This window comes from Desemzia sp. AGC72 (assembly GCF_057334175.1).
In genome coordinates this window covers 158,382-184,448 of the sequence record NZ_JBHFIG010000021.1, presented here as the reverse complement: position 1 = coordinate 184,448, position 26,067 = coordinate 158,382, and the positions used below count along the sequence as shown (strand labels likewise).

The window sequence follows — 26,067 nt, the reverse complement described above, 5'->3', positions numbered from 1 at the left end:
CTGAAAATTAAAAAGGAAAAATAAAAGTTTGCATTATTGAACATTTGTTCGTATAATATAGAAAACGAACAAATGTTTGGAGGATGTATCCATGGGAAAAAATAGTGCAGCAAAGCTATCTGCTTTTTCATTCTTATCTAATTTTCTAACAGACAACTCGCCAACCGCATTACCGCAAATGCCACAAGAACAAATCTTTTATTTCTTGAACCAGGCTTACATAAAGTCTAAATCCATTACTATACAAACGACTGATCGAAATGACTCATCTGTTTGCTATGAGTATACGGGGAAACTAATTAATTCACCAGAGAATCCTACAAAAATCATTTTATCTACACTCGACAAAAAAACGATCTCCATTATTAAGCCTAATGAAATTCGTTATGTTCAACTGACTCATCAGACAGTACGTTAATCTAAGAAGTTGATAAATAAGAGACCAGATCTTACTCGATCTGGTCTCTTTATCATTACTTTTTGGGAACGGCTGTTTTAGTTTCAAAAAACCGCTTAGTTTGAGTGGGATCTAATCGTTTCTCGATCAATCCTAAAATGATATCAGCTATAACTGCCATTAAAGCTGTTGGTATAGCTCCAGCTAAAATAATAGCTCCACCATTAGTAGCATTAACTCCTCTGGCAATAATATCTCCTAATCCCCCAGCGCCAATAAAAGTACCAATCGCTCCAATACCGATTCCTACTACCAAGGCATTACGAATTCCTCCCATAATGACAGATAGTGCTAAAGGCAATTCTATCATTAAAGTCACTTGTCCTTTTGTCATTCCCATTCCTTTACCCGTATCTAATAAACTATCATCTACACTTTGAACACCAGCATAGGTATTTTTTAATATAGGCAATAACGAATAGAAAAAGATTGTAATTACAACAGTTGTAGAACCTAGTCCAAACGCTAACATGACGATGGATAACATTGCTAGTGAAGGAACCGTCTGCAGTACGTTTGCTGCACCCATGATCCAACTCGCTAATTTAAAATGTCTGGAGATCCAAAAACCCATTGGAATAGCAATAACAGCAGCGAACAGTACACCATAAATCGACATCAGAAAATGCCTAAAGAACTGGCTCCATACATAAGAACCGTTTTGAGAATAATAATAGATCAACTGATTCATGACATTCATTTGTGTAGGGTCCATGTTATTCGCCTCCTTCTATATTGGTTGTTCCGTCTTCAAAGTAATTGTTTTCTTCTAAAAAGTCTTCTGCTACGACTTTCGGTTCTTTTAAATTATTATCAGCTTCATAATTCATTTCTTGCATTTGTTCTTCACTTATCATGCCTTCCATTCTTAGTAAAATACCCTCCAAATCGGGATAAGTTTCCAGTATTTCATTTGTAGCTAACGGACTAGCGTCATAAGGAGGGAATAGTTGTAAATCATCCTCTAGGACGACTAGATCGTAACTCGCTATTCGGCCATCTGTAGAATAGCCTAAAATAATATCCATGCTTCCTGCTTGAAGAGCATCATATACTAGACCAATCTGCATAGGGTAGACACGATTAAAATCAAATCCATAAGTATCTAGAAAAGCATCATACCCGTCTCCTGCACGTTTTATCCATGAGTTGTCTACTCCTGCATTCATTTCTAAAGCATAAGGCTCTAGGTCACTGATTTTCTCTAAACCATATTCTTCGGCAGTTTCTTTTGTTACCATGAACGCATATGAGTTGGCAAAACCATAAGAAGGGAACCATTTCAGATCGAATTCTTTATCGAATCCCTCTACAACGACTTCCAAGGCTTTTTCAGGATCGGTGATAGGGTCTTCTCCTAATTCTCCGGTTAACGAAGTTCCCGTGTATTTTACCCCAGCTATATTCGCATCCCCATTTAGTAGAGCTTGATGACTGACGGTTGAAGAACCTAAGTTATTGATGACTTGAACGTCTATATCATCCATATAGTGTTCAATCATTCCTTCAACTACATAACTCATGATCAATCCTTCCGTAGAAGTCACACCCGCTACTGTAATCCCTTCTTCGTCGCCACCACTGCCTAAGCCAGGTAGGGAGCATCCAGTTAATAACCCGGCGCTTACAAATGATAGCAGAAGTCCTTTTTTTATTTTCAATCTATTCATGTTATATCCTCCTATTTCGCAGTCCGCAAATTAACTGGTGTGACTTTATCTTCTACTTTGCCCAAAAGAAAATCTACCAGTAATGCCAACAAGGTAACAGGAATCGTCCCGCCGATGATCAACTCTGGTATATATAAGTTCAATCCATTAAAAATGAAATCCCCTAGACCGCCGCCTCCGATATAAGAAGCCAATGTAGCCCAAGCAATTACGTAAACACCAGACAATCGGATACCAGCCATGATCACAGGAGCTGCTTGAGGCAATTCTACTGAAAAGATCAACTGCTTATTGGTCATGCCCATTCCTTTAGCTGCATCGATCAAATTTTTATCGACACCTTCCATACCGATATAAGTATTTCTCAAGATAGGCATCAATGAATACAAAAACAAAGCAACGACTGCTGGAACTTTCCCCACACCAAACAATGGAATCATTAAAGCCAATAGCGCTAATGAAGGTACCGTTTGCAGTACCGTTATTGCACTAATAAAAGCACTGGCTATTTTTTTGTAACGTGTCAACACGATTCCGATTGGAACAGCTACCAAGATCCCCAAGGCTAAGGCGATACCGGATATATATAAATGCTCCCAAGTCAATAGCAGTAGTTGAGAGCCATTATTTGTTAAAAAATCTATCATATCTCTTCACCCTTTCTATAGCCCTGAATTTATATCTGCTGTTGTTTCCAATGGCAGATCTTTAGCATCTTCAATGTCGCCCCAAATGTTATCGTACACGATTTCTGCTAGAGATCCTCTTGTAACTAAACCGATCAACCGATTATTTTTATCTACTACCGGAATATTTTTAAACCCGATCTTAAGCATACGCTGTACTGTATCTCGCAATAAAGTACCAGAGCGGACAAAACGAACTTCACGTTCCATAACATCTCCCACACTTGTAGCCGTTTTTCGGTAACGGTCAATAGCTTCCAATCCTACTAACCCTTTCAATACACCTGAATCATCTGTTACAAACAAAGAATCGACTTTACGATCTCTCATGATACGAATAGCATCTTGTAAAGATTTTCCAGGAGTGACAGAAGCTGGATTTTTCAGCATGATTTGATCAACTGTTTGGATAGAAGGACGTGCTTGTAATAAACGGTCTTCTCCAAGGAAATCTTCTACGAATTTATTGGCAGGATTAGCCAGAATATTGTCTGGAGTATCAAATTGAACAACTTTTCCTTGCTGCATAATGACAATACGGTCAGCTAATTGCAAAGCTTCATCCATATCATGAGTAACAAAAACTACTGTACGACCCATCTCGGATTGTAGATGTTTCACTAATTCTTGCAAAGCATCTCTTGTAATAGGATCTAAAGCTCCAAACGGCTCATCCATCAATATGATGTCTTGATCCGCAGCCAAAGCTCGAATAACACCGATCCTTTGTTGCTGTCCACCTGAAAGTTCACTAGGATAACGATCCAAAAATTCAAACGGCAAATCGACACGTTTGATTAATTCTTCTGCTTTCGCTCTTTTTTTCTCTTCGGACCATTTTAATAACTTTGGAACTAATGTGATATTGTCATACACTGTCATATGAGGCATCAATCCAATCTGCTGGATGACGTAGCCGATTCCTCTTCTCAATTCAACAGGATCTTTCTTCATGATGTCTTCTCCATCAATCAGAATCTGTCCTTTCGTTGGTTCGTTCATCCGGTTGATCATACGCATGGACGTTGTTTTTCCGCTTCCGCTGGTCCCGATGAAGACAATAAATTCTCCATCATTAAACGTCAAATTGATGTTTTCAACCGCTTTCGTCCCATCTTTATATACCTTGGATACATTTTTAAATTCAATCATTTTCTTCCACCTCATTAGATGATTTTCACACAGACTCTTATTTATTGTTGCACAAGATACGTTGAATAGCAAAAAACATGCTTTCATAAAGTTTTTCATAAAAAATACGATCGAATAAATCAATGACCTAAAAGGTGTTTTTTTATTTCGTAACCTGTTCAATTAGAAATTGAAAAGCAATAACGTTGTTCACCAGCACTTGGGTCCTGTCAGACAGGCAGCGCAAGTCAATATACCAACTCCGGCTATTTTGCGTTCCATATTCTTTGGATTATTTAGATAAAGGGCACGCAAAATCAAAATGCATTCCCGTTTAATTGAGAATACTAAAAAAGGAACACAAATTAAATTTGCGTTCCTTTTAGGAGTTAAAATTTGACTAAAAGACATATAAGCAACTTTCGCTGTGTAGCAGCAATCGTATTAAAAAAACAATGTAACGTTCGAATAAATAGGAATAACACTATAAGTTTTGTTACAAGATTGGCGAGAGCAAGCGAGAAAAACTTTGTTTGAATTTGACCCATCTGGATTGATTCTCGATCTCTTCTTTAGTCAATAATCGGCTTTTTTCCATGTCTTTAAAGAAATAAGCTTCTTGCTGTTTTGCTACTTTTGGATCATACATAAAAGCATTGACTTCAAAGTTTAATTTAAAGCTTCTGATATCAAAATTAGCCGTTCCTACTGAGCAGATTTCTCCATCAATGACGATCGTTTTACTATGCAAGAAACCATTATCATAAATATAAACTTCTGCACCTACATCTACCATTTGAGCTGCATAAGATAAAGTAGCTTGATAAATAAATGGATGGTCAGGTTTATTAGGTATCATGATTTTGACATCGATTCCTGACATCACAGCTATCTGCAGCGTTTCAATCAGTGCTTCATCGGGAACAAAATAAGGGGTTTGGATATAGACCGATTCATCAGCCGTACTGATCATTTTGATGTAGCCTTTTTTGATTTGCTGTATCTCTGTATCTGGTCCGCTGGAAACTATTTGAAGATTGGTTTCGCCTTTACGAGGAATATAAGGGAAATACTTTTCCTCGTATTCTAGCGGCGTCGTAGGAACGGCTGCATTCCAATCCATAATGAATCGACTTTGCAAAGCCAAAACTCCATTTCCTTCAATTTTTAAATGAGTATCTCTCCAGTAGCCGAATTTCTTGTCCATCCCAAGATACTCATTTCCAACATTAAATCCGCCGATATAGCCGATTTTCCCATCAATGACAACAATTTTCCTGTGATTTCGGAAGTTGATTCTGAAGTTAATCAATCCCAATTTAGAACCGAAAAAGGTTTCCACTCGCCCGCCTAATGCTATCAACCGTTTGAAAGACGCTAATTTCAAAGCCCGGGAGCCTAATGCGTCATAAATGACCAAGACTTCTACTCCTGCAGCCGCTCTGTCTTCCAAAGCTTTTAAAACCATATTGCCGATATAATCATTGTGAAAAATGTAATAGATCATATGTACATGATTTTCAGCTTGGTAAATATCTCGAATAAGAGATTTAAATTTTTCTTTTCCGTCTACAAAAAACTCGACTTGATTCCCTTTTGTCAAAATAGACTCGCCGCTTTCCAAAAACAAATTCGTGATTTCTTTAGAATCCTCTGTATCTTGTTTTTTTGAAAGCAATCTTTCCTCTTCTAAAAGCATTTGTTTTTGAGCTTCTACCAACTCGGGCATACCGATACTTTCTTGAGCTTGGATATCAAAAATCTTTTCTTTGGAGATTTTTTTTCCAATAAAAAAATAGATGATGAAGCCTATACCAGGTAAAAAGTTTAAGACCAACAGCCATGCCCATGTTGCGGCGATATCACGCTTTTCACGAAACACTGTTATAGCAGCAAAAACACTATTGATGGTTAAAAACAATATAATAAAATAAAAAATGTACCTCAATAAACTCACCTCTTTTCAAATACTTACATACTAAAAAATCAAATGAATCATTTGATTTTTTATCTCTTCAGCTGTATCATACTATATTTCCCCCGATTTGATCATCATTTCTTCTTATTTCAGTGAACCATTTATGTTTTATCTTTCTGCATTGAGGTTTTCAACCAGTTTCCCAACATGATTTCCATTTGTGCTTCTCCTCTGACAGGATACGTTTCAGCCGTTTTCAGAAGTTTTTCGAAGCATTGCTGCATAACTTCTTCGTTTTTATAGTAATGAACCTCTAAAGCCATCAGCATACGTTGTTTATTGGGTAAAAAAGACATTTTTTTAATATACTTTTTCAACTCGTCATCATACAGCTCTTCTATCATTTCCGCCTCTTGATAAAAAACTAGCGCTAAAAATAATTGCTCGCACATTAATTCTTGCCTGTAAAATAAAGGGTAGTTATCCAAATAAGGCAACAATTCATTTAATTTATGTTGAGCTTTTTTCAAATCTAAATGATCTAGGTACCAATTATATTGCAAAATGTGAATAGCGACTTCAAGCATGCCGGTGTTGGAGTTCAATTCACTAAGAGCCAACTCTTCAAAAGGAACTTCTTTGATGCGCATTCCTTGAGTCATCAAGGCATTTATTTTTAATTGAATAAAAAAGGCCTTTTTATTCTCTTCTTTTGTCATAATAGAATAGATGTTATACCCATCATTCGGAAGGCCGCCTATTTTCAGTGGAATGCCATTTGTCACAGCCGTAAATAATCCAGCACATAAAAACAACTGCAATCCCACTGTAGTAACAGTAGATAAATTTTCCAATCCGATAATAAGCCCTAATGCTACAGCTGAAACAATCAGATTCAGCAATACGCCTCCTAAATTATATATGATATAGGGAAACGACTTCTCTGAATAGTGTGGCGGAGCCATCAAACATTGCCCACCAGTTCCTGGCAAGTGGAACTTTTTACGCTTGTATCTTCCATCTTCCTTAATGATCGTGAAACTTCCTACTCGAAAAGATACGAATGAATAGCCTGTTAATAAACCAAAAAGCAAATGCCCTGATTCATGAATCAAAATATGTAAAAAATAAGCCATACAAAAAAAGAGAATACCGATGAAAACATATAAAAAACTCCATTCTCCAATAGAGTTGGGTAAAAATACAGCAGAGAGTATTCCTAAAACCAATCCAATTCCTATACTCAATGCAAAAAACAGAATATTTTTATGTAACTGACTTTTCTTCTTTTTAGTGTCCATATGTTCCATCTATCGTTCTCCTTTTAAGTCTTCTACTTTTTCGATAACGCTTTTTATTCATCATGAAGTATTCTCAAATAAAAGTCAATTACCATCCTAAATAAAGGTACTGCAGCAAAAAAATGTTTGCGTTACAAAAACGAATATCCGCTGCCAGAACACAGAACAAATCACTACCTTAGACTCTCCTATAAGCAAACTACCGAACGAGAAAAATGATTTCTCGTTCGGTAGTTTGCTTATAGAAACAGGGCTATGTGCATTTTCCCCGCTTCTTTTAGATTTATGCAATTTTCTTTGTGATAAACAGTCTTGGCGTTGTTTTTTGAATCACTATTAAGATCATACTAGCAACCACAGCGGTAATAACGCCGCTTAGAATTTGTGTGATGAAGGAGTAGGCAAAAGCACCCATTCCCTCTGGAGCATAACTTCCCCAGAAATAATACCCGGCTAAAAAATGCCAGAAAAATCGAGCCATAGTACCAGCAAAAGTCCCAAAAACAATAAATAAATTTAACTGACGTACTCGGTTTCCTTCGCTAAGCAGTTGTATTCTTTTGGCAAACAAGCCTCCGAATCCAGCAAATGCAAATGCAATAAAGTATTCAATAAATCCTTGCAGAGGGCTTAAAATATAAGCATTTCCTATTACGAAATGTAAGATCCCCCATAAAAAACCGGCATAAACAGCAGGTACAAATCCTCTTCTAAAAGCATAGAGCGTCAATGGTATCATTCCTAATGAAACTGTAAATGACGGTCCTATATTGGTTGGGATCAAAGATAACACGATTGCTAATGCAGCTACGATCGTTCCTTCCATCCACACACTAAAATTTTTGTTGCGCATAAAAAACTCCTCCCTTATGATTTGAACAATGCCAAACAACAAAGGAGGAGATTACTTAAGTATATATAATAGAATACTTTTCGCTCTCCGTCACAATTCCTACGCTCGTACTAACGAACAGGTTCGAAGGGTCAGAATCTAATCGATTCAATCTCAGCTTTTCAGCTCCCCTTTGTGATGGATGTTCATTCAATTTTAATTACTCATTTAGTTTAACGAAAAGGCTAAGAATTGTCAATAGAAACCTGGTCTCCAATAGAAGTCCTCAACTTTTTTTCACTTTTTTAGCTAATACATACTCTACGTTGTCATTTATATTTATTCTTTTTTGGCTGTTTAAAAACCCAGATCTCACGTATAACATCTGGCTGCTGATATTGTCTGCAGCTACAGATAGAACGATCTCATCCACCTCTGGATAATGCTCACGGACATAGTCCGGTAACAACTCCAATGATTTTTTTGCGTAACCTTGACTTTGGTACTTCAAATCAATCGAATGAGCTTTAAATAAGACGGCGTTAGGGTTGTCCGTGTAGCGAGAAACACCTATGCCAAATTGAAGAATAAAAAATCCGACTAAATCTTTTTCTTTCAATATCAACATAGGATGTTTGCCGGTTTCGTGCAAACTTTCTGTCAAAGCATCCATTGGTTTGATCATGTAAGTATTCGACTCGATCGCATAGTTTTCTAACTTTGGTATATCTTCAATCATAGCCTCTCTCAACTGTACATTTTCCATCCCAACACATCCTGTTCTCTATAAGTTATTATTTGATTTAAGAATAACAGATGACAAGTTCTAAAGTCTTTTGATACGCTTTTTTTATTTTCATTGTCCCATTATCTTAATCCGTCCCACTCTAAGTAAAATTCTTCTAGGAAAGATTCCATATACTCATTCCTTCTTTGTGCAAAGGCTTTCCCCGTTTGGGTATTCATGGTATTTTTCAATTTCAACAATTTTTCATAAAAATGCATAATCGCTGTATCATCTCCAGAACGGTATTCTTCATAACTCATTGATTCTCTCGGTTTTTTAGACGGATCATGAATCAACCTTCCACGCGAACCAGAAAAAGCCATGGTTCTAGCAATTCCTATTGCCCCAATAGCATCTAAGCGATCCGCATCTTGCACCAGCATACCTTCAATAGAATCCAGCTGCACTTTATTGGTTCCACCTTTATAAGATAGATTCAACACAATAAACAAAATATGCTCTTGGATATCTTTCGACAAAGAAAATTGATTCAGCCAATCGATGACTTTTTTTTCACCTTCTGCAGCATTTTGGATTAGCTTATCATCTGGAACATCATGAAGCAAAGCTGCCATCTCGCAAACAAACGTATTCACCGGTCCTGTTTCTTCCTCTGCCATTTGTTTAGCTAAGTTCCTGACTCGATGGATATGCCACCAATCATGTCCTGAAGCATCGTTTTGAAATAAGTCCGCAACAAATTGTTCCGTTAATACAATAATTTCTTCTTGTTGTTTTTTCATATATACACCCGCTTTGCTATGTATTATTTTAAAATAAGGCTAGGACATTTGATGTCCTAGCCTAGATTACTCTTATTTTTGTTTTTTGTGTTTATTAGCGCTGGCTTCCATAATGATTGGAAGGATCACAGGTCTTCTGCGTGTTTTGTCGAATAAGAATTTACTTAAAGAGTCTCTAATATCTTGTTTTAGAGCGCCCCATTCAAATTCATTTTGCTGCAGATTTTCTTCGACAACTTTTCTCACTAGATCACTGCTTTGTTCGATCAATTGAGTATTTTCTTTTACATATACAAACCCGCGTGTCATAACTTCTGGACCAGAAGTTATTTCTTTCGTTCTACGGTTGATCGTTACAACAGCAATCAAAATACCGTCTTGAGACAATAATTTACGGTCACGCAATACGATGTTTCCGATATCGCCGATCCCGATTCCGTCTACCATTGTGTTTCCAGATTCAACTTGACCGGACATCGTGAAACGGTTGTGCGAATACTCGATGATATCTCCTTTACCAGGAATAATGATATTTTTGTAAGACATTCCTACTTCATGCGCTAAATCGGCATGAGCTGCCAACATTCTATATTCTCCCGTAACAGGTATAAAATACTCTGGGTGAATCAAATTGATCATCAATTTCAAATCATTTGGTGTTGCATGACCGGAGGCTTTTAAGTTGTCTGTAATTTGTTTTACAGACCCGCCGGCACGATAAACCATATTCTCTGTAGTCGCGACCGTTACTTCCATTTCAGGAGAAGGACTGGTAACGATATACACCAAATCGCCTTCTTGGATGTTTACTTGCGGATGTTTGCCTTTAGCCATAAGTTGCAATGTTTTGATTGGTTCTCCAGTACTGCCGGTTTCAAGCACAACGATTTCTTGATTTTCATATTTTTCGATTTCTTTGACTGGAACAATCAAATCGTCACTTGGCAATTGTAATTTATTCATTTTCAACGCTTTATCTACAATCTCTTCCAAGTTTTTACCCGTGATAAAGATTTTACGTTTCGAGCGGTAAGCCGCATCAAAGACTTGTTGAATTCTTAAAATATTGCTGGCAACAGCAGCTACAATGATTCTGCCTGATGTATTCTGGAAAGTATCTAACACCTCTTCAGCAACTTTCAAGTCGCTCACATTTTCAACTGGGCTTTCTGCTTCACTTGAGTCGCTTAATAAAGCCAATACTTTTTCTCTTCCGATATCACTAATACGGTTTAAATCGGTCTTGTACATTGGTTGCGCACTTTGATCAAACTTGAAGTTTCCTGTATATACAATACTTCCTTCTTCAGTTTTTACAACGATCCCTACTGAATCTGGAATCGAATGAGTTGTTCTAAAGAAACTGATTACGGCATTACCAAATTCGATCTCTGTTTGTTCGTCTACGATATGGTAATCGTCAAATTTAACAGATTGTCCTTTTTCTTCTACACTCATTTTCGCCAATTCAATTGTCAATTCTGTTCCGAAAACCGGAACATTGAATTTTTGTAAGAAGTAAGGTAGAGCTCCAATAGCATCCTCATGACCATGAGTCAAGAATACCCCAGTTACTCTTTCTTTATTTTCCTCTAAATAATCAAAATTTGGAATCACTACATCGATCCCGAATAATTCCGTTTCTGGATACATCAAACCACAATCTAATACAAAAATTTCTTCATCTACTTCCACTACGTACATATTCTTCCCATTTTCACGTACGCCACCAAGTGGAATCACTTTAATTTTGCTCATTACTTCACCTCTTCAATCATTTTTCCAATATTTTTTATTTCTTACAAGTTAATAAAATTTCTTTTTCTTCTTCTGATGTACACTCTACTAAAGGCAATCTTACTCCTCCAACATCTACTCCTTGGTGATTCAATAAAAATTTTATTGGAGCAGGAGAAGGAACTGAAAATAGTGCATCCATTTTTGGTACCAAATCACGCGCCAATTTTGCTGCTTCTTTTAGTTTGCCTGTTTCAAATGCATCGTACATCTCTTTCATCTCTTCACCAAATACTTGGCTCGCTACAGAGATCACACCATTTGCACCGATTGCTTTAGCCGGTAAAGACAAGGAATCTTCTCCAGTATAAACCAAGAAATCGGAATCCGTATGTGTAATGATTTCACTGATAGCTTCTACTCCAACACATTCTTTGACCCCAATAATATTTTCAATTGCGGACAAACGAATCGTTGTAGCTGGTTCTATTGATACACTGGTTCGTCCTGGAACATTATAAACAATGATTGGCAACTCTGTACTCTTTGCTACCGCTTCAAAATGAGCGTATAACCCAGTTTGATTTGGTTTATTATAATAAGGAGTTACCACTAATGCAGCATCGATTCCTTCTATTTGTGCTACTTCTTGCGTAAAGGAAATCGTTTCGGCAGTATTATTTGTTCCTGTACCTGCTATGATTGGGACACGCCCTGCTGCAAACTCTACTGTATTTTGGTACAACGCTAGTTTTTCGTCACGAGAAAGTGTAGGCGACTCGCCTGTTGTTCCGCCAACTACAATACCTTCTGTTCCAGTTGAAATCAAATGATCGATCAAATTTTTCAACTTTTCGAAATCAACGTTGTTTTCATCATCAAATGGTGTCACCATGGCTGTAATGATACGTGCTTGTTGGATATCCAAATTATGTCCTCCTCTAGCTTTAGTCTGTTCGATGCATTATTTTTGAATCAAATTCATCTCGTGCATTTTTTCTGCGATTTGAACAGTGTTCCAAGCTGCACCTTTCAGCAAATTATCTGACACGATCCACATATGGTAGCCTGCTTCATCATCCAAGTCTTTACGAATCCGTCCTACAAAAACATCTTTTTTGTTTTCAGCAGTTAATGCAGTAGGATAAATTTGCTCACTCGGATCATCTTCTAACGTTACCCCTGGTGCATTCTTTAGGATATCTCGAATCTTTTCGACCGAAGCATCTGTATCTTTGACTTCAATATACACAGATTCTGAATGTCCATAAACAACCGGGATTCGCACACAAGTAGCAGATAATTTTATGGCATTATCACCCATGATTTTTTTAGTCTCATTGGTCATTTTCCATTCTTCTTTTGTATATCCTTCTTCATCAAAGACATCGATTTGAGGTAAAGCATTGAAAGCGATGGGAAAATGTTTTTTATCTCCGCCAGCAGGCAAAATATTAGCCTCATAAGGTTCATCATTCATCATATGGTGAGCTTGATCGTACATTTCTTTCATTGCTGAGTTTCCGGCTCCGCTTACTGCTTGGTAAGTGGAAACAATCACTCTGTCTAGTCCAAATGCTTCTCGTATCGGATGCAGCGCTGCAACCAATTGGATAGTTGAACAATTGGGATTGGCTATAATACCAGAATGGTTCTTCAATGCCTCGGGATTGACTTCGGGCACAACTAGAGGAACTTTTGGATCCATACGATAAGCACTAGTGTTATCGATAACGATTGCTCCATGTTTTACTGCTTCAGGAGCGTATTTTTTAGAAACGTCTCCACCAGCACTAAACAAAGCAATATCTACCCCATTGAAAGAATCTTCAGAGGTTTCTTGCACTTCGATTTCCGTGTCTTTAAACATCAATTTCTTACCAGCAGAACGCTTAGAAGAGAGCAATCTTACTTCTTTGATTGGAAAAGCTGCATTTTCCAGCATTTTAATTATTTTTGTCCCTACTGCTCCTGTTGCGCCAACTACTGCTACTGAATATCCATTCATAATCTCACTCCTACTTCTAAACATTTATCTTATATTCGACTTTACGAATAGTACCATTATTCATTTTATCATAATTCATTGTGAAATCATACCAAACAAAATCTTTAGTCACAGTCAGACAGGTCATATTTTTTGCTGTCAACGCTTTTTAGATCCTCTACGATGTAAAAAAAAGCCTTACTGAAAAATCCAGTAAGACTTTATCCTATTATTGATTAGATGTTGTTTCTGTTTCATTAGAGTTTTCTTGTTGTTCTTCCATCAATACTTTATGAGAAAGGTTGATACGACCTTGGCGATCGATTTCAATAACTTTAACTTTAAGAGCGTCCCCAACTTTTACAACGTCTTCTACTTGAGCAACACGTTTAGTATCTAATTGAGAAATATGCACCAATCCGTCTTTTCCTTTTGCGATCTCAACAAAAGCACCAAATTTTTCTACACGTTTTACAGTACCATCATAGATTTGACCAATTTCGATTTCTTTAGTCAACTCTTCGATGATTTCTTTTGCACGTTGAATCATTTCAGCGTTATCTGAAGCTATGCTGACTTTACCATCTTGGTCAATGTCGATTTTAACGCCAGTTTCTTCAATAATAGCATTGATTTGGTCTCCACCGCGTCCAATAACGACTTTGATTTTTTCTGGTTTAATTTGCATCATTTCGATTTTCGGAGCGTATTTGCTCAACTCTTTGCGCGGTTCAGAAATAGTAGATACTAATTCATCTAAAATTTCCAGACGGGCTTTTTTGGCTTGAGTCAATGCTTCCGTTAAAATTTCTTGAGTGATTCCTTGGATCTTGATATCCATTTGCAACGCCGTGATTCCTTCAGCTGTCCCAGCAACTTTAAAGTCCATATCGCCTAAGTGGTCTTCCAATCCTTGGATATCTGTTAAGACAGTATGATTGCTTCCATCGCTGACTAATCCCATTGCAATACCTGCAACTGGAGCTTTGATAGGTACACCAGCATCCATCAATGCCAAGATTCCTGCACAGATACTTGCTTGAGAAGAAGAACCGTTTGATTCTAAAACTTCTGAAACTACACGGATCATGTAAGGAAAATCTTTCTCATTAGGGATGACTTGAGCCATAGCTCGTTCACCTAAAGCACCATGTCCAATTTCACGTCTGCCTGGTGCGCGGCCGCGGCCAGTGCTACCAACTGAGTATTGCGGGAAATTGTAATGATGAATAAATCGTTTGCTTTCTTCAATCCCTAAACCATCAATAATTTGATGTTCTCCTAGAGGTGCTAAAGTTGCAATAGACAAAGCTTGTGTTTGTCCACGTGTAAACAAACCAGAACCATGAGCTCTTGGTAAAACACCTGTTTCTGAAGCTAATGGACGAATCTCATCGATCTTACGACCATCTGGACGAATTTTATCTTCAGTGATCAAACGGCGTACTTCGTCTTTTTCAAGATCTTCAACAATTTTTTTCACTTCTTTTTTGATACGAGCTGCTTCAGCATGATCAGCGTATTTAGCTTCAAAGAAAGCTATAGCTTCTTTTTTCACTGCTTCTGTCTGCTCAGCACGTTCTTGTTTGTCGAAAATTTGGATAGCATTTACCATTTTTTCTTTATAAGCTGCTTGTACTTCTTCTTGTACATCTGCATCTACTTCTAATAACAAGACTTCCATTTTTTCTTTTCCAATAGCTGCTTGGATTTCTTCTTGGAAAGCTACTAATTTCTTGATTTCTTCATGACCGAACATCAATGCTTCCAGCATACCTTCTTCAGATACTTCTGCAGCACCACTTTCAACCATATTGATAGCTGCTTTTGTTCCAGCTACTGTTAATTGAATATCAGATTCTTCATCTTGTTGAACCGTTGGATTGATGATCAATTCACCATTCACACGTCCTACATTCACTCCGGCAATAGGGCCATTAAATGGAATGTCAGAAACAACTAAAGCCAAAGACGAACCAAGCATAGCTGCCATTTCTGGAGAACAGTCTTGTTCAACAGACATAACGGTATTGGTGATTTGAACTTCATTACGGAAACCGTCAGCAAACATAGGGCGGATCGGGCGGTCGATCAAACGAGCTGTCAATGTAGCATTTTCGCTAGGACGGCCTTCACGTTTAATGAATCCTCCTGGAATTTTACCTACTGCATACATTTTTTCCTCGTAGTTTACTGTTAATGGAAAGAAATCTACGTCCATTGCATCTTTACTAGCAACAGCAGCTGTTAAAACAACTGTGTCTCCATAACGAACCAATACTGCTCCATTTGCTTGTTTGGCTAACTGTCCTATTTCAACTGTTAAAGGGCGTCCACCAAGTTCGGTTGTAAAAACTTGTTTTTCTGTCATTATTTGTTCTCCTTTTTATAGAGAACTATTGATATCCCAGCAATCTACTAAACAAATGTCAGTATTTAAAGTTTAAACGCTCACATTTGCATAGTAGGATAACGGATACTTCAACGTTCTCTGTGTGTATTAAAAATAGTTATTGCTTTTGAAATGAATAGACTTATCGGCCGATCCACTTTCTCAATAAAACAAGCGAGATTCCTAAGAACCCCGCTTTAGTAAATAGACAAACGGATCTTAACGACGTAAGCCTAAGCTTTGGATTAATTCACGGTAACGAGCAACATCTTTGTTACGCAAGTATGCTAACAAGTTACGACGGTGACCGATTTTTTTCATCAATCCACGGTAAGAATGGTGGTCTTTTTTGTGAGTACGTGCATGCTCATTTAAGTGGTTGATTTCTTCAGTCAATACAGCAATTTGTACTTCTGGAGAACCAGTATCTCCTTCGTGTCTTGCGTATTGTGTGATGATTTCGTTTTTGCGTTCTTTAGAAATAGCCATTTCTAAACACCTCTTCCTGTTTTTTTCCTTTCACTGAGTAGTCGTTGGTGACTCGTACAACCAAGTAAAAGGTACGTGCTTATCGCACATCTAAATATTACAGAACTTTATTCTAAAATGCAAGTACTAATGTTGTTCATCCTGTTATTTCATTTGAAATATCAGATGACTGTCAAATGTTGTATTCTGCTCTGATCTCTAAAATTGCATCTCTTAAATTAGCAGCTTTTTCAAAGTCTAATTCTTTAGCAGCAGTTCTCATTTCCAGCTCCATTGTTTCAATCAAACTGATTCTGTCTTCTCTACTTAGTTTAGAAATCTGTGCTACAGATATTTCTTTCTCTTCTTCAACTGCAGTTGTGATTGAAATCAAGTCACGCACTTCTTTTATGATCGTTTTCGGCACGACTCCATGTTCTTCATTATATTTCATTTGAATCGAACGTCTTCGATCCGTTTCGTCGATTGCATAGCGCATAGAATCTGTTATCTTATCTGCATACAATATAACTTTTCCATTTTCATTACGAGCTGCTCTCCCGATCGTTTGAACCAACGAACGCTCACTTCTTAAGAAACCTTCTTTGTCAGCATCTAAGATTGCTACTAAAGATACCTCTGGAACATCCAGCCCTTCTCTCAGTAAGTTGATACCGATCAGGACATCGAATACACCTAAACGCAGATTACGAATGATTTCCGTTCTTTCCAGCGTTTTTATATCACTGTGCAAGTACTCTACTTTTAAGCCGATCTCTTTTAAATAGTCTGATAAATCTTCGGACATTTTCTTCGTCAGCGTTGTGATGAAAACACGTTCGTTCTTTTCAATACGTTCATTTATTTCACCGATCAAGTCATCGATTTGTCCTTCGATCGGGTGGATTTCAATCACAGGATCCAACAACCCGGTCGGACGAATGATTTGTTCTACAACACCGTCTGTCCGCTCCAACTCGTAAGGTCCTGGAGTAGCCGAGATATACATGATCTGGTTCACATGTTTCTCGAATTCTTCTAATCGTAATGGTCTGTTATCTAAAGCACTAGGCAAGCGGAAACCGTGATCGATCAGTTGTTGCTTTCTCGCTTGGTCACCATTGTACATTCCACGAATCTGCGACATCGTAATGTGTGACTCGTCAACGACAAATAAAGAATCATCTGGAAAGAAGTCTAACAATGTATAGGGTGCTTCTCCAGGTTTTCTTCCATCCATATGTCTGGAATAGTTCTCAATACCAGGGCAATATCCCATTTCCAACAACATTTCAATATCATAATTCGTTCGTTGTTCCAAGCGTTGAGCTTCTAATAATTTATTTTCTGCTCTTAATTCTTTTAGTCTTACATCCAATTCGGCTTGGATAGTATTTACCGCATGACGAGTCTGTTCATCATTCGCCACAAAGTGAGTCGCCGGGAAAACTGCTACGAATCCTACATCTGCTTTGACCTCACCAGTCAGCACATCTACTTCTCTGATACGCTCGATTTCATCTCCAAAAAATTCGATTCTTACTGCTTCACTATCTCTAGAAGCTAAGAAAATTTCTACAATATCTCCGCGAACACGGAAACGTCCCCGTTGAAAGTCGATGTCATTTCGTTCAAATTGCATATCGATCAATTTACGCAACATATCGTCTCGACTGATCTCCATTCCAACTCTCAAAGACAAAACAAATTCTTTGTAGTCTAGCGGGTTGACTAATCCATAAATACACGATACTGAAGCCACTACGATCACGTCTCTCCTCTCAATCAAAGAGCTTGTAGCAGAGTGACGCAATTTATCGATCTCGTCATTGACACTGGCTTCTTTTTCGATAAACGTATCGGTTTGAGGTACATACGCTTCAGGTTGATAATAATCGTAATAACTAACAAAATATTCTACTGCATTATTTGGAAAAAATTCTTTGAATTCACTATATAATTGACCAGCTAACGTCTTATTATGGGCAATAACCAAAGTTGGTCTGTTTACTTCTTGAATAACATTAGATACAGTAAATGTTTTACCTGTACCTGTCGCACCAAGCAATGTCTGTTCTTTGACACCTCCGTTAAGTCCTTCGACCAATTGTCTGATCGCTTCAGGCTGATCTCCACCAGGTTGATACTTGGATACCAATTCAAATTGTCTTTCTGCCATATAATCTCCTCACTTCTGCATAACTCGCAAACCAAAGTTCTCTTTTTATTCTATCACTGAACATATGTTCTTACAAGCAAGAGAGCACGGATCCTAAAAGGAAGTAATCTAGATATTCACAAAAACGAAACTTTAGAGAATAACACTATTTCCCTCTTCACTTTACATCAAAAAAACTTTTACGATCAGAACAGTCTGATCGTAAAAGTTTTTATTAGACTATAAACAGCGTGCAATCTCGCTTTTTAAACAACAAAAAAGAGCCTGGACGACCAGACCCGATTTAGTGGATTATTTAGCTAATTTAGCTGATAAACGAGATTTATCGCGAGCTGCTTTGTTTTTGTGAATTAATCCTTTAGATGCAGCCATATCAATTGCTTTAACTGCATTGTTGTACAAAGCGTTTGCATTGCTGTCTCCAGCTGCAGCTGCTTGTTCAAATTTTTTCACAGCAGTACGCATTGAGCTTTTTTTATTATTGTTTTGAACTGCTGATTTTTCAGTAGTACGAACACGTTTAATTGCTGATTCGATGTTTGGCATTTAGTACACCCCTCTTTCCATGTATAACAACTAAAATAATTGTAAAATTATTTCAACATCGTTTATTATACCGGATGAAACTGCTGAATGCAATATTAAACTGTAAAGTTTTTTTACTTGATAGGAGGGAAGTTTCTTTCCAAAACTGTCCTACCGGCTCTTCATTCCTTGCCCAAACTGCAAAACAAACAATTCAAATTGCATTTTTCGATCTCCTTGACCTGTTTTCAATCGATATTCTGCTTCTATTAATCCTTCAAAAGCTTGCATCAACGTTTGTTCATCATACTTTTTGATTTGCTGAGCAGCTAATTTTACCCGGTAAGGATGGACTTTAAGTGTTTGTCCTATTTCATTTTGCTGGAATCCTTGTTTGGATAAAATCATGACTTGGATCAACAAACGGAATTGACTGGTCATTATAGCATTTATTTTTATTGGATCTTCCTTTTGCAATAATAAATCTTGATACAGATCCAATGCTGGACCCACCTGTTTTTTTAAGACCATTTCATTCAAGGCAAATATATTTTGTTCTAATGACCTTGATATCAATTCTTCTACTGCCGGTTTAAGAATTTTTTTAGTTTCGAGTGCATATAAAAACAATTTAGGCAACTCTCCAATGGCCGTTGTCAAATTGGCGTCAGTTAATTGAATCATCAAATCAAAAGCCTCTGGAGTGATCGTGTATCCTTCATTGGCGATGGTGTCTTTTAGATATTTTCTAGTATCTTGTTCAGACATTGCCTCTATATCGATAAACGTAGCTACTTTTTTCATTTTTTTCACGATTTTTTTACGCTGATCCAACTTTTCGTATGGTGCAAAAAAGACTAGTACTGTTGATGGAGACGGATGATCCAAATAATTGATCAAACCGTCGATATCATGTTCCACTTTTTGTTTGGTTTTTTCTCCCGTCAAAAAGGCTGGTCGATTCACAAACGCCAATCGTCTGTCGCCAAAAAAAGGAATACTTTCTGCATCATTCAATACTGTACTTAATGGAGTTTCTTCCATATCAAATGAACTAAAATTGAGATCCATTTCGTCAGGAGAAAGCACATTGTCTATAAAAGCTTTTCTCAAATTATCTGCTAAATAAGCTTCAGTTCCTAATATCACATACACAGAAGAAAATTCTTTTTTATTGATCTTTGCTAGTTCAGTTGTATAGTTCAACTTCTTCCCCACTTTCTATATCCTCTTAATCGTACAAATTGAATCCCTAGAAAGCAAGTATATTTTGGTTGCCGTTCAGAATATTTTCTCTTTTAATAAAATCGTTTGGAAATCTATAGCGCGTTTACTTGGTCCAAAAGGAAAATACTTGTAATGGACAGCTCCATTCAAATCAGTACGAAAAATCTGGAGATGTTCTCTCTCCAGCAAATCAATCACTTCCTTATGCGGATGTCCAAATTGATTCGCTTTTTTAACAGAGATCAACGCAACCTCAGGATCAATCTGTTGAATAATGCTTTCACTAGTAGAGGTATGGCTCCCATGATGCCCCACTTTCAGCACGTCGACCTTCAAATTAGGATATTCGACCAGCAGCTTCTGCTCTTCTTCTACACCTAAGTCACCAGTAAATAACCATTTGTAAGCTCCAATCTGACCATACAACACCAGCGAATCTTCATTTCCTCCTTCACCGGCTTCAAATGGCCACAATACATACAAAAATGAATTTACTTTAACAGGAATTTGCTTATCGGCCACCACACTAGTCAACGTGACGGATTGTTTCTGTAAAACTTGAGCTGTTTCACGAAAAAGATCTTTGTTTTCTGTGCCTGTTGGAAAAACTACTTCTTCAATCGGCAATTCCTCCGCAATTTCTTTCAATGCTTGGATGTGATCTGCGTCGCCGTGTGTCGCAAAAACAGTCGTCAGCTTCCTGACTCCTTTAGCTTTCAACAATGGTAAAACATGTCGATTAGCGACTGTTGAAGGAGATTCTTTTTGCATCCACGATTCTTCTATGCCGAACGAAATCATTCCTCCTGTATCGATCAAGTAGTTGCCTTGGCCAAAAGGTTCTTTGATCAAAAGAGCATCACCCTGACCAACGTCTATCATTACTACTTCGCCAAATGGAGAATAGGTTTGATATTGTACAGCTGTTACGAAGACAATAAGTGTCCCTATCGCCGCTTTCTTTCGATGTTTCTTGGTTTCTAAGGAGACGAACCAAAGAATCAACGCTGTACAAAAAACGCTCATTAAAAAAAGCGGAATCCTTCCAGTTACTATAAGATTAAAAGGAACTTTTGAGAGTCCTGAAGCAATCCATTCAGGAAAAGACAGTATCGTCTCTAAGATTTTGAGAAGCAGTTCAAAAAAGATAGTACCTGAAAATAGAAAAGAAAGTACTAGATAGATCATTAACGGAATCAATATCCACGAAAAGAAGGGAATGAATAAGAGATTAGCAATCGTTCCGATCCAAGGAAATTCGAAAAAATGGAACATCAGGATCGGCGTTGAAGCGGCGGTCATCACAAATGAGATCAGCAAATTTTGCGTCAAATAGTTGTGCCGAGAAACCAAAAAAGTTTTAGAAAACAACACCAGCAGCAAGCTCAATCCATAACTCAGTTGGAAACCTACACTGCTGATTTGATAAGGTTCTATCAACAATGCTGCAATCAATGTCATCGACCATATATCGAGGGTAGAAATCCGGATACCGAATCGTGCAGCACTCAATGCAATAAAACTCGCTACTACCGCTCTAAACGAACTCGTTCCCCAACCAATCAGACTGCCATAAAAGAAAAGAACAGGCACTAATATGAAATAACTGAATTCTTTGGTTATGCCTGCTCTCAATAATAGATACGAAAAAATCGAAAACAAGAACTGGATATGTAGTCCAGATATACTTAATAAATGAAGCAATCCCAGATCTTTAAATTGTTCCAACAGCTCCGTTTCAAAAGCACCAACATCACCTAACAGAAGCGTCTTCATATAATCAGCCGTTTTAGGTGTCATCGTTCGATCTATATGCTCAATCAAACGCTGTTTTACAGCAGATAAAGAATAGTTATCCCAAAACGTGGTGCCCTCATTGCTTGGGATCATTTCTATTTTATCAGCTGATAAAATCCAATGTACACGCTTATTGAATAGAAATTGTTTGTAATCAAACAGATATTGATTCCGATTGTTTTCAGGAGGAGACAACTGTCCTTCAATGACCAGTTTCTGTTCATGGTGTTGAGACTGCCACCAGTCTTTTTCTGCTAAAGAATCCATGTAATAGAATACTACTATTGGTTCTGAAAGTTCCTTTTGCTCAACTGTTTCTTGCACTACTCCGTAAAACTGCATTTGATTCCCATCATATTTCACCTCATCCATTTCCAGTTCAATCAAGAATTCTTCTGAAGATTCAAAAAGGATGGTTTGATTCATATATTGATGTACGCCTGCTGAAAATATTACACATCCTCCAATAATCAATGAAGTGAAAAAAATTGTTTTCTTTTTCAGCATATACAGACGCAATAAAAAGTAACCTGTTATTCCAATAGCTAACCAATTTCCTCCGGTCAATAAGGTGCATACGAGGAAGAAAGAAAACAAAGCAGGATAAACAAAGTATCCTTTCAACTATTGATGAAAATCATGTTCAGTTTGATTTATTTTGGATTGTTCTTTGACAAGAGTGTCCAACTTTCCAAAAAAATCAATTGGCAAACGTACCTTTTCGCATTGAACATGGGCTTGTTCAATCAACTTTAATGCATACTCATTATTATGATAATCCTCTAGATAATAGATTTTTTTGATCCCTGCTTGAATGATCATTTTAGTGCATTGCAGACAAGGAAAATGCGTCACATAAACTTCCGCATCTTCTGTATCCACACCAAACTTCGCACATTGGAGAATGGCATTCATTTCGGCATGAATAGTTCTAACACAATGTCCATCCACTATGTAACATCCTTCGTCGATACAGTGACTGTCTCCGCTCACTGAGCCATTGTATCCACCTGCGATGATTCTTTTTTCTCTAACAATTGTCGCGCCAACCATTAAACGAGTACATGTACTTCGTTGGGCCAACAATAAACTTTGAGACATAAAATACTGATTCCAAGGAATTCTTTCCACCATAACGATCCTCCGTTGTTCTATTTTTTGCGGTATCTAACCAGGTAATTAACTTCAGTATACAAAAGCTGAAAATGAGTTGCAATAAGACTTTACAGTATTCTTACTCTGCCCCTACTGTTATCAAGTCTTTCAAAGTTTCAAAAGTCTTGTCCCCAATACCTGAAACATTTTTTAATTCTTCAATTGTTTGGAAAGAACCACTTTCTTCACGATATTGAATGATCTTTTCTGCTTTCTTTTCTCCGATACCGTTCAACTCCTGCAATTGCTGAGTATCTGCAGTATTGATATTGATTTGGCTTTCTTGTTCCTCAGTTTCTGGCTCTAAAGATGATAAAGTTCCCTCAGTTGAAGATTTTGCTTCTTCACCTATTTGAGGGACATAAATCACCATCTGATCAACTAGTTTCAATGCCAGATTAATTTGTGACTGATCTGCAGAAATCAAAAAACCTTCTGCCATTTCAATCACATCCATCATGCGCATATCGGAAGATACGGCATATACTCCTGGTTTTCTCACTGCTCCTTTTATGTCCACATACACTTCTTCTGTTAAAGAGCTGGCCACTTCATTGCTTTCGCTTTCTGTTCCCTCCTCTATAGCTGTTGAGTCCAGCAAGTATTGTTCTGTCGTTTCATCTACCAGGTCTTCTGCATCTGTTTCGCTGTTACTCATTGTTAAAAGAAAAAACGAAGATATTATCAGCACAATTCCTAATGACACACTGATGAGACCAATTTTCAATGAATGAATCGCTGCCTTTTCTTTCAGTCTTTGCCACACCTTTATCACCTGCTTTCATCTCTTTCTACACTATACGCAATCCAAAGAGATTCTCTTCCAAAAAACTTCTCGTACAAACTAAATTAGATAGGCTGAACATAAAAAAAGAGCAAATGGAAAGAATCCCATTTACTCTTTTTTATTTAATCCAACTCACTTAAATAATCGATCGCATCTTGAATATTCTTGACTGGTACAATAACCATATCTGTATCGATTTCTTCTGCAGCGGCGACTGCTTCTTCATAATTGCTCTTTAAGTCTGGATAATTTTCTAAAATCACAGGATCGATCTCATCATCTGGAGCAAAGAATATATCAGCTCCTTCGTCGTCAGCTGCAACAACTTTCTTTTCAATACCGCCGATTCTGCCGATCGTTCCATCAGCACTGATTGTTCCTGTCCCAGCAATCTCATTCCCGTTTCTTAGGTCATTTCCTTCAAGTTGAGTATAGATCTGCAAGGCAAACATAAACCCGGCTGAAGGTCCTCCAATTCCGCTGGCGTCGATTTCAACAGGAATATCTGTTGTGATTTCTGTATTGTCCACTAAACTGATCCCCAGTCCAGGGTGTTTAGTTTCTTCCATTTCCATCAAATCAGCTGTAACAGTCTCTTCTATCCCATTACGTTGAAAAGTAACCTCAACCGGCTGCCCTGTTTTTTGTTCTTGTACATATTCAATGAATTCTTCTGAACTCTTGAAAGCTTGACCATCTAAAGACACAATCGTATCGCCTACTTGAAGCAGTCCTTCAAAATTGGAATTTTCCAAAATCGACATGACATAAACCCCTTTATACGAAAAATCATAGGGTTCATCTGCAACTTCAAATGCCGCTTGGATTGCACTATTGATCGAACTTGTCATATAAAATTGCTGTAGATTGTTATATTCCTCTGAAGAATTTGTTGTTCCGAACAACTCTTCTTCCGTGTATCCATCATGAAAAGGTAAAAAGGTAGTTAAATAAGTCAATGGCGTTGCTCTGCGAACGGCTACTGTTGTCAACATATAACTGCCCGGCTCATGATCAGTTTCATTGTCTACTCGAACCAACTCATTCAAATGAACTGCTGATCCAGGAGATTCGATATAATATGGTAACGGCATAAACACTAATCCTAGAAAAGCTACTAATACGATTATCCAAACACTATTTTTAATTATTTTCTTTTTCATCGCGACACGCCCTGTACTAGTTATTTACCAAACTACTCTATTTCATATTTTTTCTTCATTGCTCGGTTGACATTCTCAGGAACTAAACCGGCAATGTCTCCACCAAACATAGCTACTTCTTTTATCAAACTTGAACTGACAAAGCGATACTGTTCATCAGCAGTTAAAAAAACCGTTTCTATTTCTTTATTCTGAGTTTTATTCATAGCTGCAACATCGGCTTCATATTCAAAATCGTTCACATTTCGTATTCCCCTTAAGAGAATCGTTGCATTCAATTCTTTCGCCAAATCGATCGTAAGTCCTCCTGTATGTTCAACAACAGTGACATTGGGCAAATCAGTCAAGTTTTCTTGCATCAGTTGTACTTTTTCTTCTGTAGTAAACAAACTTTTCTTAGAGGTATTTGTAGCAACCACTACTACTAACTGATCAAATAAAGCAGCTCCTCGCTGAATCAAATTGATGTGTCCATTTGAAACTGGATCAAAACTTCCAGCATATAAGGCAGTTTTACTCATTCTCGCCCTCCTCTTCAAAAATCAGCTCATAAATCATAATTTTTGTAATGCCGTATTCAGCTGACTTATACACACGTGCATTTTTTATCGTCTCAGGTAAATCAACTTTTTTATCGACTTCACATACGATCAATGCTTCTGACGAAAGCATCCCGTTATTTAGCAACTCTTCAATTTGAGAAACGATTTTTTGTTTTGCATACGGTGGATCGAGAAAAACCAAGTCAAAGACTTGTTGCTCATTTTTTAAATTCCTGATCACTTTTGCCGCATCTCCGCGTATGACTGTAAACTTTTCTTCTTCTTTTGTAACGGCTATATTTTCTCTAATGACTTTTATCGCTGCTGGAGCTTTATCGATTAAAACAGCTTTATCCATCCCTCTAGAAACCGCCTCGATAGCTAAGCCACCAGACCCAGCAAAAAGATCTAAACAAGTCCCACCATCAAAGTAAGGACCTATCATATTAAATAAGGACTCTTTGATTTTATCTGTCGTAGGTCTGGTACTTTCTCCAGGTACAGCTTTTAGCCTTCTGCCACCGTATTCTCCTGTAATGACTCGCATAAGCTATCTGTCCTTCCTTCAGTGTTTTATTCACAA

General features: G+C 37.5%; 24 protein-coding genes and 1 riboswitch. Of the genes, 1 reads left to right on the top strand and 23 read right to left on the bottom strand.

What is annotated here, in order from left to right; genetic code table 11:
• Positions 1–91: 91 nt before the first annotated feature.
• Positions 92–418 carry a hypothetical protein gene (locus tag ACE025_RS09825; RefSeq protein ID WP_485939502.1) on the top strand — a complete coding sequence of 109 codons (327 nt, stop codon included), beginning with the start codon at positions 92–94 and terminating at the stop codon, positions 416–418.
• A gap of 55 nt (positions 419–473) precedes the next feature.
• On the opposite strand, the gene ACE025_RS09820 is transcribed toward ACE025_RS09825, so the two are convergent.
• The 23 genes from ACE025_RS09820 to rsmD form a co-directional block, all read right to left on the bottom strand.
• Entirely contained in the window at positions 474–1,172 is a 699-nt protein-coding gene (locus tag ACE025_RS09820) for an ABC transporter permease (RefSeq protein WP_485939501.1), read from the bottom strand.
• Position 1,173: 1 nt separating this feature from the next.
• On the bottom strand, positions 1,174–2,127 hold the full coding sequence (locus ACE025_RS09815) for an osmoprotectant ABC transporter substrate-binding protein (RefSeq protein WP_485939500.1): 954 nt from the start codon (positions 2,125–2,127) through the stop codon (positions 1,174–1,176).
• Between the two features lie 11 nt (positions 2,128–2,138).
• Positions 2,139–2,774, bottom strand: a complete 636-nt coding sequence (locus ACE025_RS09810; protein WP_485939499.1) for an ABC transporter permease — start codon at positions 2,772–2,774, stop codon at positions 2,139–2,141.
• A 15-nt stretch (positions 2,775–2,789) separates the two neighbouring features.
• Positions 2,790–3,965 carry a betaine/proline/choline family ABC transporter ATP-binding protein gene (locus tag ACE025_RS09805; RefSeq protein WP_485939498.1) on the bottom strand — a complete coding sequence of 392 codons (1,176 nt, stop codon included), beginning with the start codon at positions 3,963–3,965 and terminating at the stop codon, positions 2,790–2,792.
• A 475-nt stretch (positions 3,966–4,440) separates the two neighbouring features.
• A complete protein-coding gene (gene cls, locus ACE025_RS09800; protein WP_485939497.1) occupies positions 4,441–5,892 on the bottom strand; it encodes a cardiolipin synthase in 1,452 nt (483 codons plus the stop codon).
• A 131-nt stretch (positions 5,893–6,023) separates the two neighbouring features.
• Positions 6,024–7,172 carry a site-2 protease family protein gene (locus tag ACE025_RS09795; RefSeq protein WP_485939496.1) on the bottom strand — a complete coding sequence of 383 codons (1,149 nt, stop codon included), beginning with the start codon at positions 7,170–7,172 and terminating at the stop codon, positions 6,024–6,026.
• A gap of 274 nt (positions 7,173–7,446) precedes the next feature.
• Positions 7,447–8,016, bottom strand: a complete 570-nt coding sequence (thiT, locus tag ACE025_RS09790) for an energy-coupled thiamine transporter ThiT (protein ID WP_485939495.1) — start codon at positions 8,014–8,016, stop codon at positions 7,447–7,449.
• Positions 8,017–8,095: 79 nt separating this feature from the next.
• Positions 8,096–8,198, bottom strand: a riboswitch (TPP riboswitch).
• A gap of 83 nt (positions 8,199–8,281) precedes the next feature.
• Entirely contained in the window at positions 8,282–8,761 is a 480-nt protein-coding gene (locus ACE025_RS09785; RefSeq protein ID WP_485939494.1) for a GNAT family N-acetyltransferase, read from the bottom strand.
• Positions 8,762–8,862: 101 nt separating this feature from the next.
• A complete protein-coding gene (locus ACE025_RS09780; RefSeq protein WP_485939493.1) occupies positions 8,863–9,525 on the bottom strand; it encodes an HD domain-containing protein in 663 nt (220 codons plus the stop codon).
• Positions 9,526–9,597: 72 nt separating this feature from the next.
• The gene (locus ACE025_RS09775; protein WP_485939492.1) at positions 9,598–11,283 is read right to left on the bottom strand and encodes a ribonuclease J; all 1,686 of its coding nucleotides are present in this window, start codon (positions 11,281–11,283) and stop codon (positions 9,598–9,600) included.
• 34 nt (positions 11,284–11,317) lie between these two features.
• A complete protein-coding gene (gene dapA / locus ACE025_RS09770) occupies positions 11,318–12,190 on the bottom strand; it encodes a 4-hydroxy-tetrahydrodipicolinate synthase (protein ID WP_485939491.1) in 873 nt (290 codons plus the stop codon).
• Positions 12,191–12,226: 36 nt separating this feature from the next.
• Entirely contained in the window at positions 12,227–13,270 is a 1,044-nt protein-coding gene (locus ACE025_RS09765) for an aspartate-semialdehyde dehydrogenase (RefSeq protein WP_485939490.1), read from the bottom strand.
• Positions 13,271–13,478: 208 nt separating this feature from the next.
• Positions 13,479–15,620 (bottom strand): polyribonucleotide nucleotidyltransferase, encoded by a 2,142-nt coding sequence (pnp, locus tag ACE025_RS09760; protein WP_485939489.1) that lies wholly within the window; start codon positions 15,618–15,620, stop codon positions 13,479–13,481.
• 240 nt (positions 15,621–15,860) lie between these two features.
• Positions 15,861–16,130, bottom strand: coding sequence for a 30S ribosomal protein S15 (rpsO, locus tag ACE025_RS09755; protein WP_092481136.1), 270 nt, complete (start codon positions 16,128–16,130; stop codon positions 15,861–15,863).
• Positions 16,131–16,302: 172 nt separating this feature from the next.
• Complete coding sequence (uvrB, locus tag ACE025_RS09750; RefSeq protein ID WP_485939488.1) at positions 16,303–18,288, bottom strand: excinuclease ABC subunit UvrB; 1,986 nt, start codon at positions 18,286–18,288, stop codon at positions 16,303–16,305.
• Between the two features lie 291 nt (positions 18,289–18,579).
• Positions 18,580–18,834: a 30S ribosomal protein S20 gene (rpsT, locus tag ACE025_RS09745; protein WP_485939487.1), complete on the bottom strand. Its 255-nt coding sequence runs from the start codon at positions 18,832–18,834 to the stop codon at positions 18,580–18,582.
• Positions 18,835–18,984: 150 nt separating this feature from the next.
• Complete coding sequence (gene holA / locus ACE025_RS09740) at positions 18,985–20,031, bottom strand: DNA polymerase III subunit delta (RefSeq protein WP_485939486.1); 1,047 nt, start codon at positions 20,029–20,031, stop codon at positions 18,985–18,987.
• A gap of 63 nt (positions 20,032–20,094) precedes the next feature.
• Entirely contained in the window at positions 20,095–22,461 is a 2,367-nt protein-coding gene (locus ACE025_RS09735) for a DNA internalization-related competence protein ComEC/Rec2 (protein WP_485939485.1), read from the bottom strand.
• The gene (locus ACE025_RS09730; protein WP_485940091.1) at positions 22,462–22,968 is read right to left on the bottom strand and encodes a ComE operon protein 2; all 507 of its coding nucleotides are present in this window, start codon (positions 22,966–22,968) and stop codon (positions 22,462–22,464) included.
• Positions 22,969–23,071: 103 nt separating this feature from the next.
• On the bottom strand, positions 23,072–23,650 hold the full coding sequence (locus tag ACE025_RS09725) for a helix-hairpin-helix domain-containing protein (RefSeq protein ID WP_485939484.1): 579 nt from the start codon (positions 23,648–23,650) through the stop codon (positions 23,072–23,074).
• A gap of 251 nt (positions 23,651–23,901) precedes the next feature.
• The gene (locus ACE025_RS09720) at positions 23,902–24,942 is read right to left on the bottom strand and encodes a SepM family pheromone-processing serine protease (protein ID WP_485939483.1); all 1,041 of its coding nucleotides are present in this window, start codon (positions 24,940–24,942) and stop codon (positions 23,902–23,904) included.
• A 32-nt stretch (positions 24,943–24,974) separates the two neighbouring features.
• Complete coding sequence (coaD, locus tag ACE025_RS09715) at positions 24,975–25,463, bottom strand: pantetheine-phosphate adenylyltransferase (protein WP_485939482.1); 489 nt, start codon at positions 25,461–25,463, stop codon at positions 24,975–24,977.
• On the bottom strand, positions 25,456–26,031 hold the full coding sequence (gene rsmD, locus ACE025_RS09710) for a 16S rRNA (guanine(966)-N(2))-methyltransferase RsmD (protein ID WP_485939481.1): 576 nt from the start codon (positions 26,029–26,031) through the stop codon (positions 25,456–25,458). The genes coaD and rsmD overlap by 8 nt, the downstream gene beginning before the upstream one ends.
• Positions 26,032–26,067: the final 36 nt, after the last annotated feature.

Excerpts from the sequence above, each read along its gene's own strand:
- ACE025_RS09785 (WP_485939494.1), bottom strand. The coding sequence starts at position 8,761 with ATGGAAAATGTACAGTTGAGAGAGGCTATGATTGAAGATATACCAAAG.
- ACE025_RS09725 (WP_485939484.1), bottom strand. The coding sequence starts at position 23,650 with ATGAGTAACAGCGAAACAGATGCAGAAGACCTGGTAGATGAAACGACA.
- uvrB (WP_485939488.1), bottom strand. The coding sequence starts at position 18,288 with ATGGCAGAAAGACAATTTGAATTGGTATCCAAGTATCAACCTGGTGGA.
- rpsO (WP_092481136.1), bottom strand. The coding sequence starts at position 16,130 with ATGGCTATTTCTAAAGAACGCAAAAACGAAATCATCACACAATACGCA.
- ACE025_RS09820 (WP_485939501.1), bottom strand. The coding sequence starts at position 1,172 with ATGGACCCTACACAAATGAATGTCATGAATCAGTTGATCTATTATTAT.
- ACE025_RS09765 (WP_485939490.1), bottom strand. The coding sequence starts at position 13,270 with ATGAATGGATATTCAGTAGCAGTAGTTGGCGCAACAGGAGCAGTAGGG.
- ACE025_RS09805 (WP_485939498.1), bottom strand. The coding sequence starts at position 3,965 with ATGATTGAATTTAAAAATGTATCCAAGGTATATAAAGATGGGACGAAA.
- rpsT (WP_485939487.1), bottom strand. The coding sequence starts at position 18,834 with ATGCCAAACATCGAATCAGCAATTAAACGTGTTCGTACTACTGAAAAA.
- thiT (WP_485939495.1), bottom strand. The coding sequence starts at position 8,016 with ATGCGCAACAAAAATTTTAGTGTGTGGATGGAAGGAACGATCGTAGCT.
- pnp (WP_485939489.1), bottom strand. The coding sequence starts at position 15,620 with ATGACAGAAAAACAAGTTTTTACAACCGAACTTGGTGGACGCCCTTTA.
- ACE025_RS09720 (WP_485939483.1), bottom strand. The coding sequence starts at position 24,942 with ATGAAAAAGAAAATAATTAAAAATAGTGTTTGGATAATCGTATTAGTA.
- ACE025_RS09810 (WP_485939499.1), bottom strand. The coding sequence starts at position 2,774 with ATGATAGATTTTTTAACAAATAATGGCTCTCAACTACTGCTATTGACT.
- coaD (WP_485939482.1), bottom strand. The coding sequence starts at position 25,463 with ATGAGTAAAACTGCCTTATATGCTGGAAGTTTTGATCCAGTTTCAAAT.
- ACE025_RS09795 (WP_485939496.1), bottom strand. The coding sequence starts at position 7,172 with ATGGAACATATGGACACTAAAAAGAAGAAAAGTCAGTTACATAAAAAT.
- rsmD (WP_485939481.1), bottom strand. The coding sequence starts at position 26,031 with ATGCGAGTCATTACAGGAGAATACGGTGGCAGAAGGCTAAAAGCTGTA.
- ACE025_RS09815 (WP_485939500.1), bottom strand. The coding sequence starts at position 2,127 with ATGAATAGATTGAAAATAAAAAAAGGACTTCTGCTATCATTTGTAAGC.
- ACE025_RS09825 (WP_485939502.1), top strand. The coding sequence starts at position 92 with ATGGGAAAAAATAGTGCAGCAAAGCTATCTGCTTTTTCATTCTTATCT.
- ACE025_RS09780 (WP_485939493.1), bottom strand. The coding sequence starts at position 9,525 with ATGAAAAAACAACAAGAAGAAATTATTGTATTAACGGAACAATTTGTT.
- ACE025_RS09775 (WP_485939492.1), bottom strand. The coding sequence starts at position 11,283 with ATGAGCAAAATTAAAGTGATTCCACTTGGTGGCGTACGTGAAAATGGG.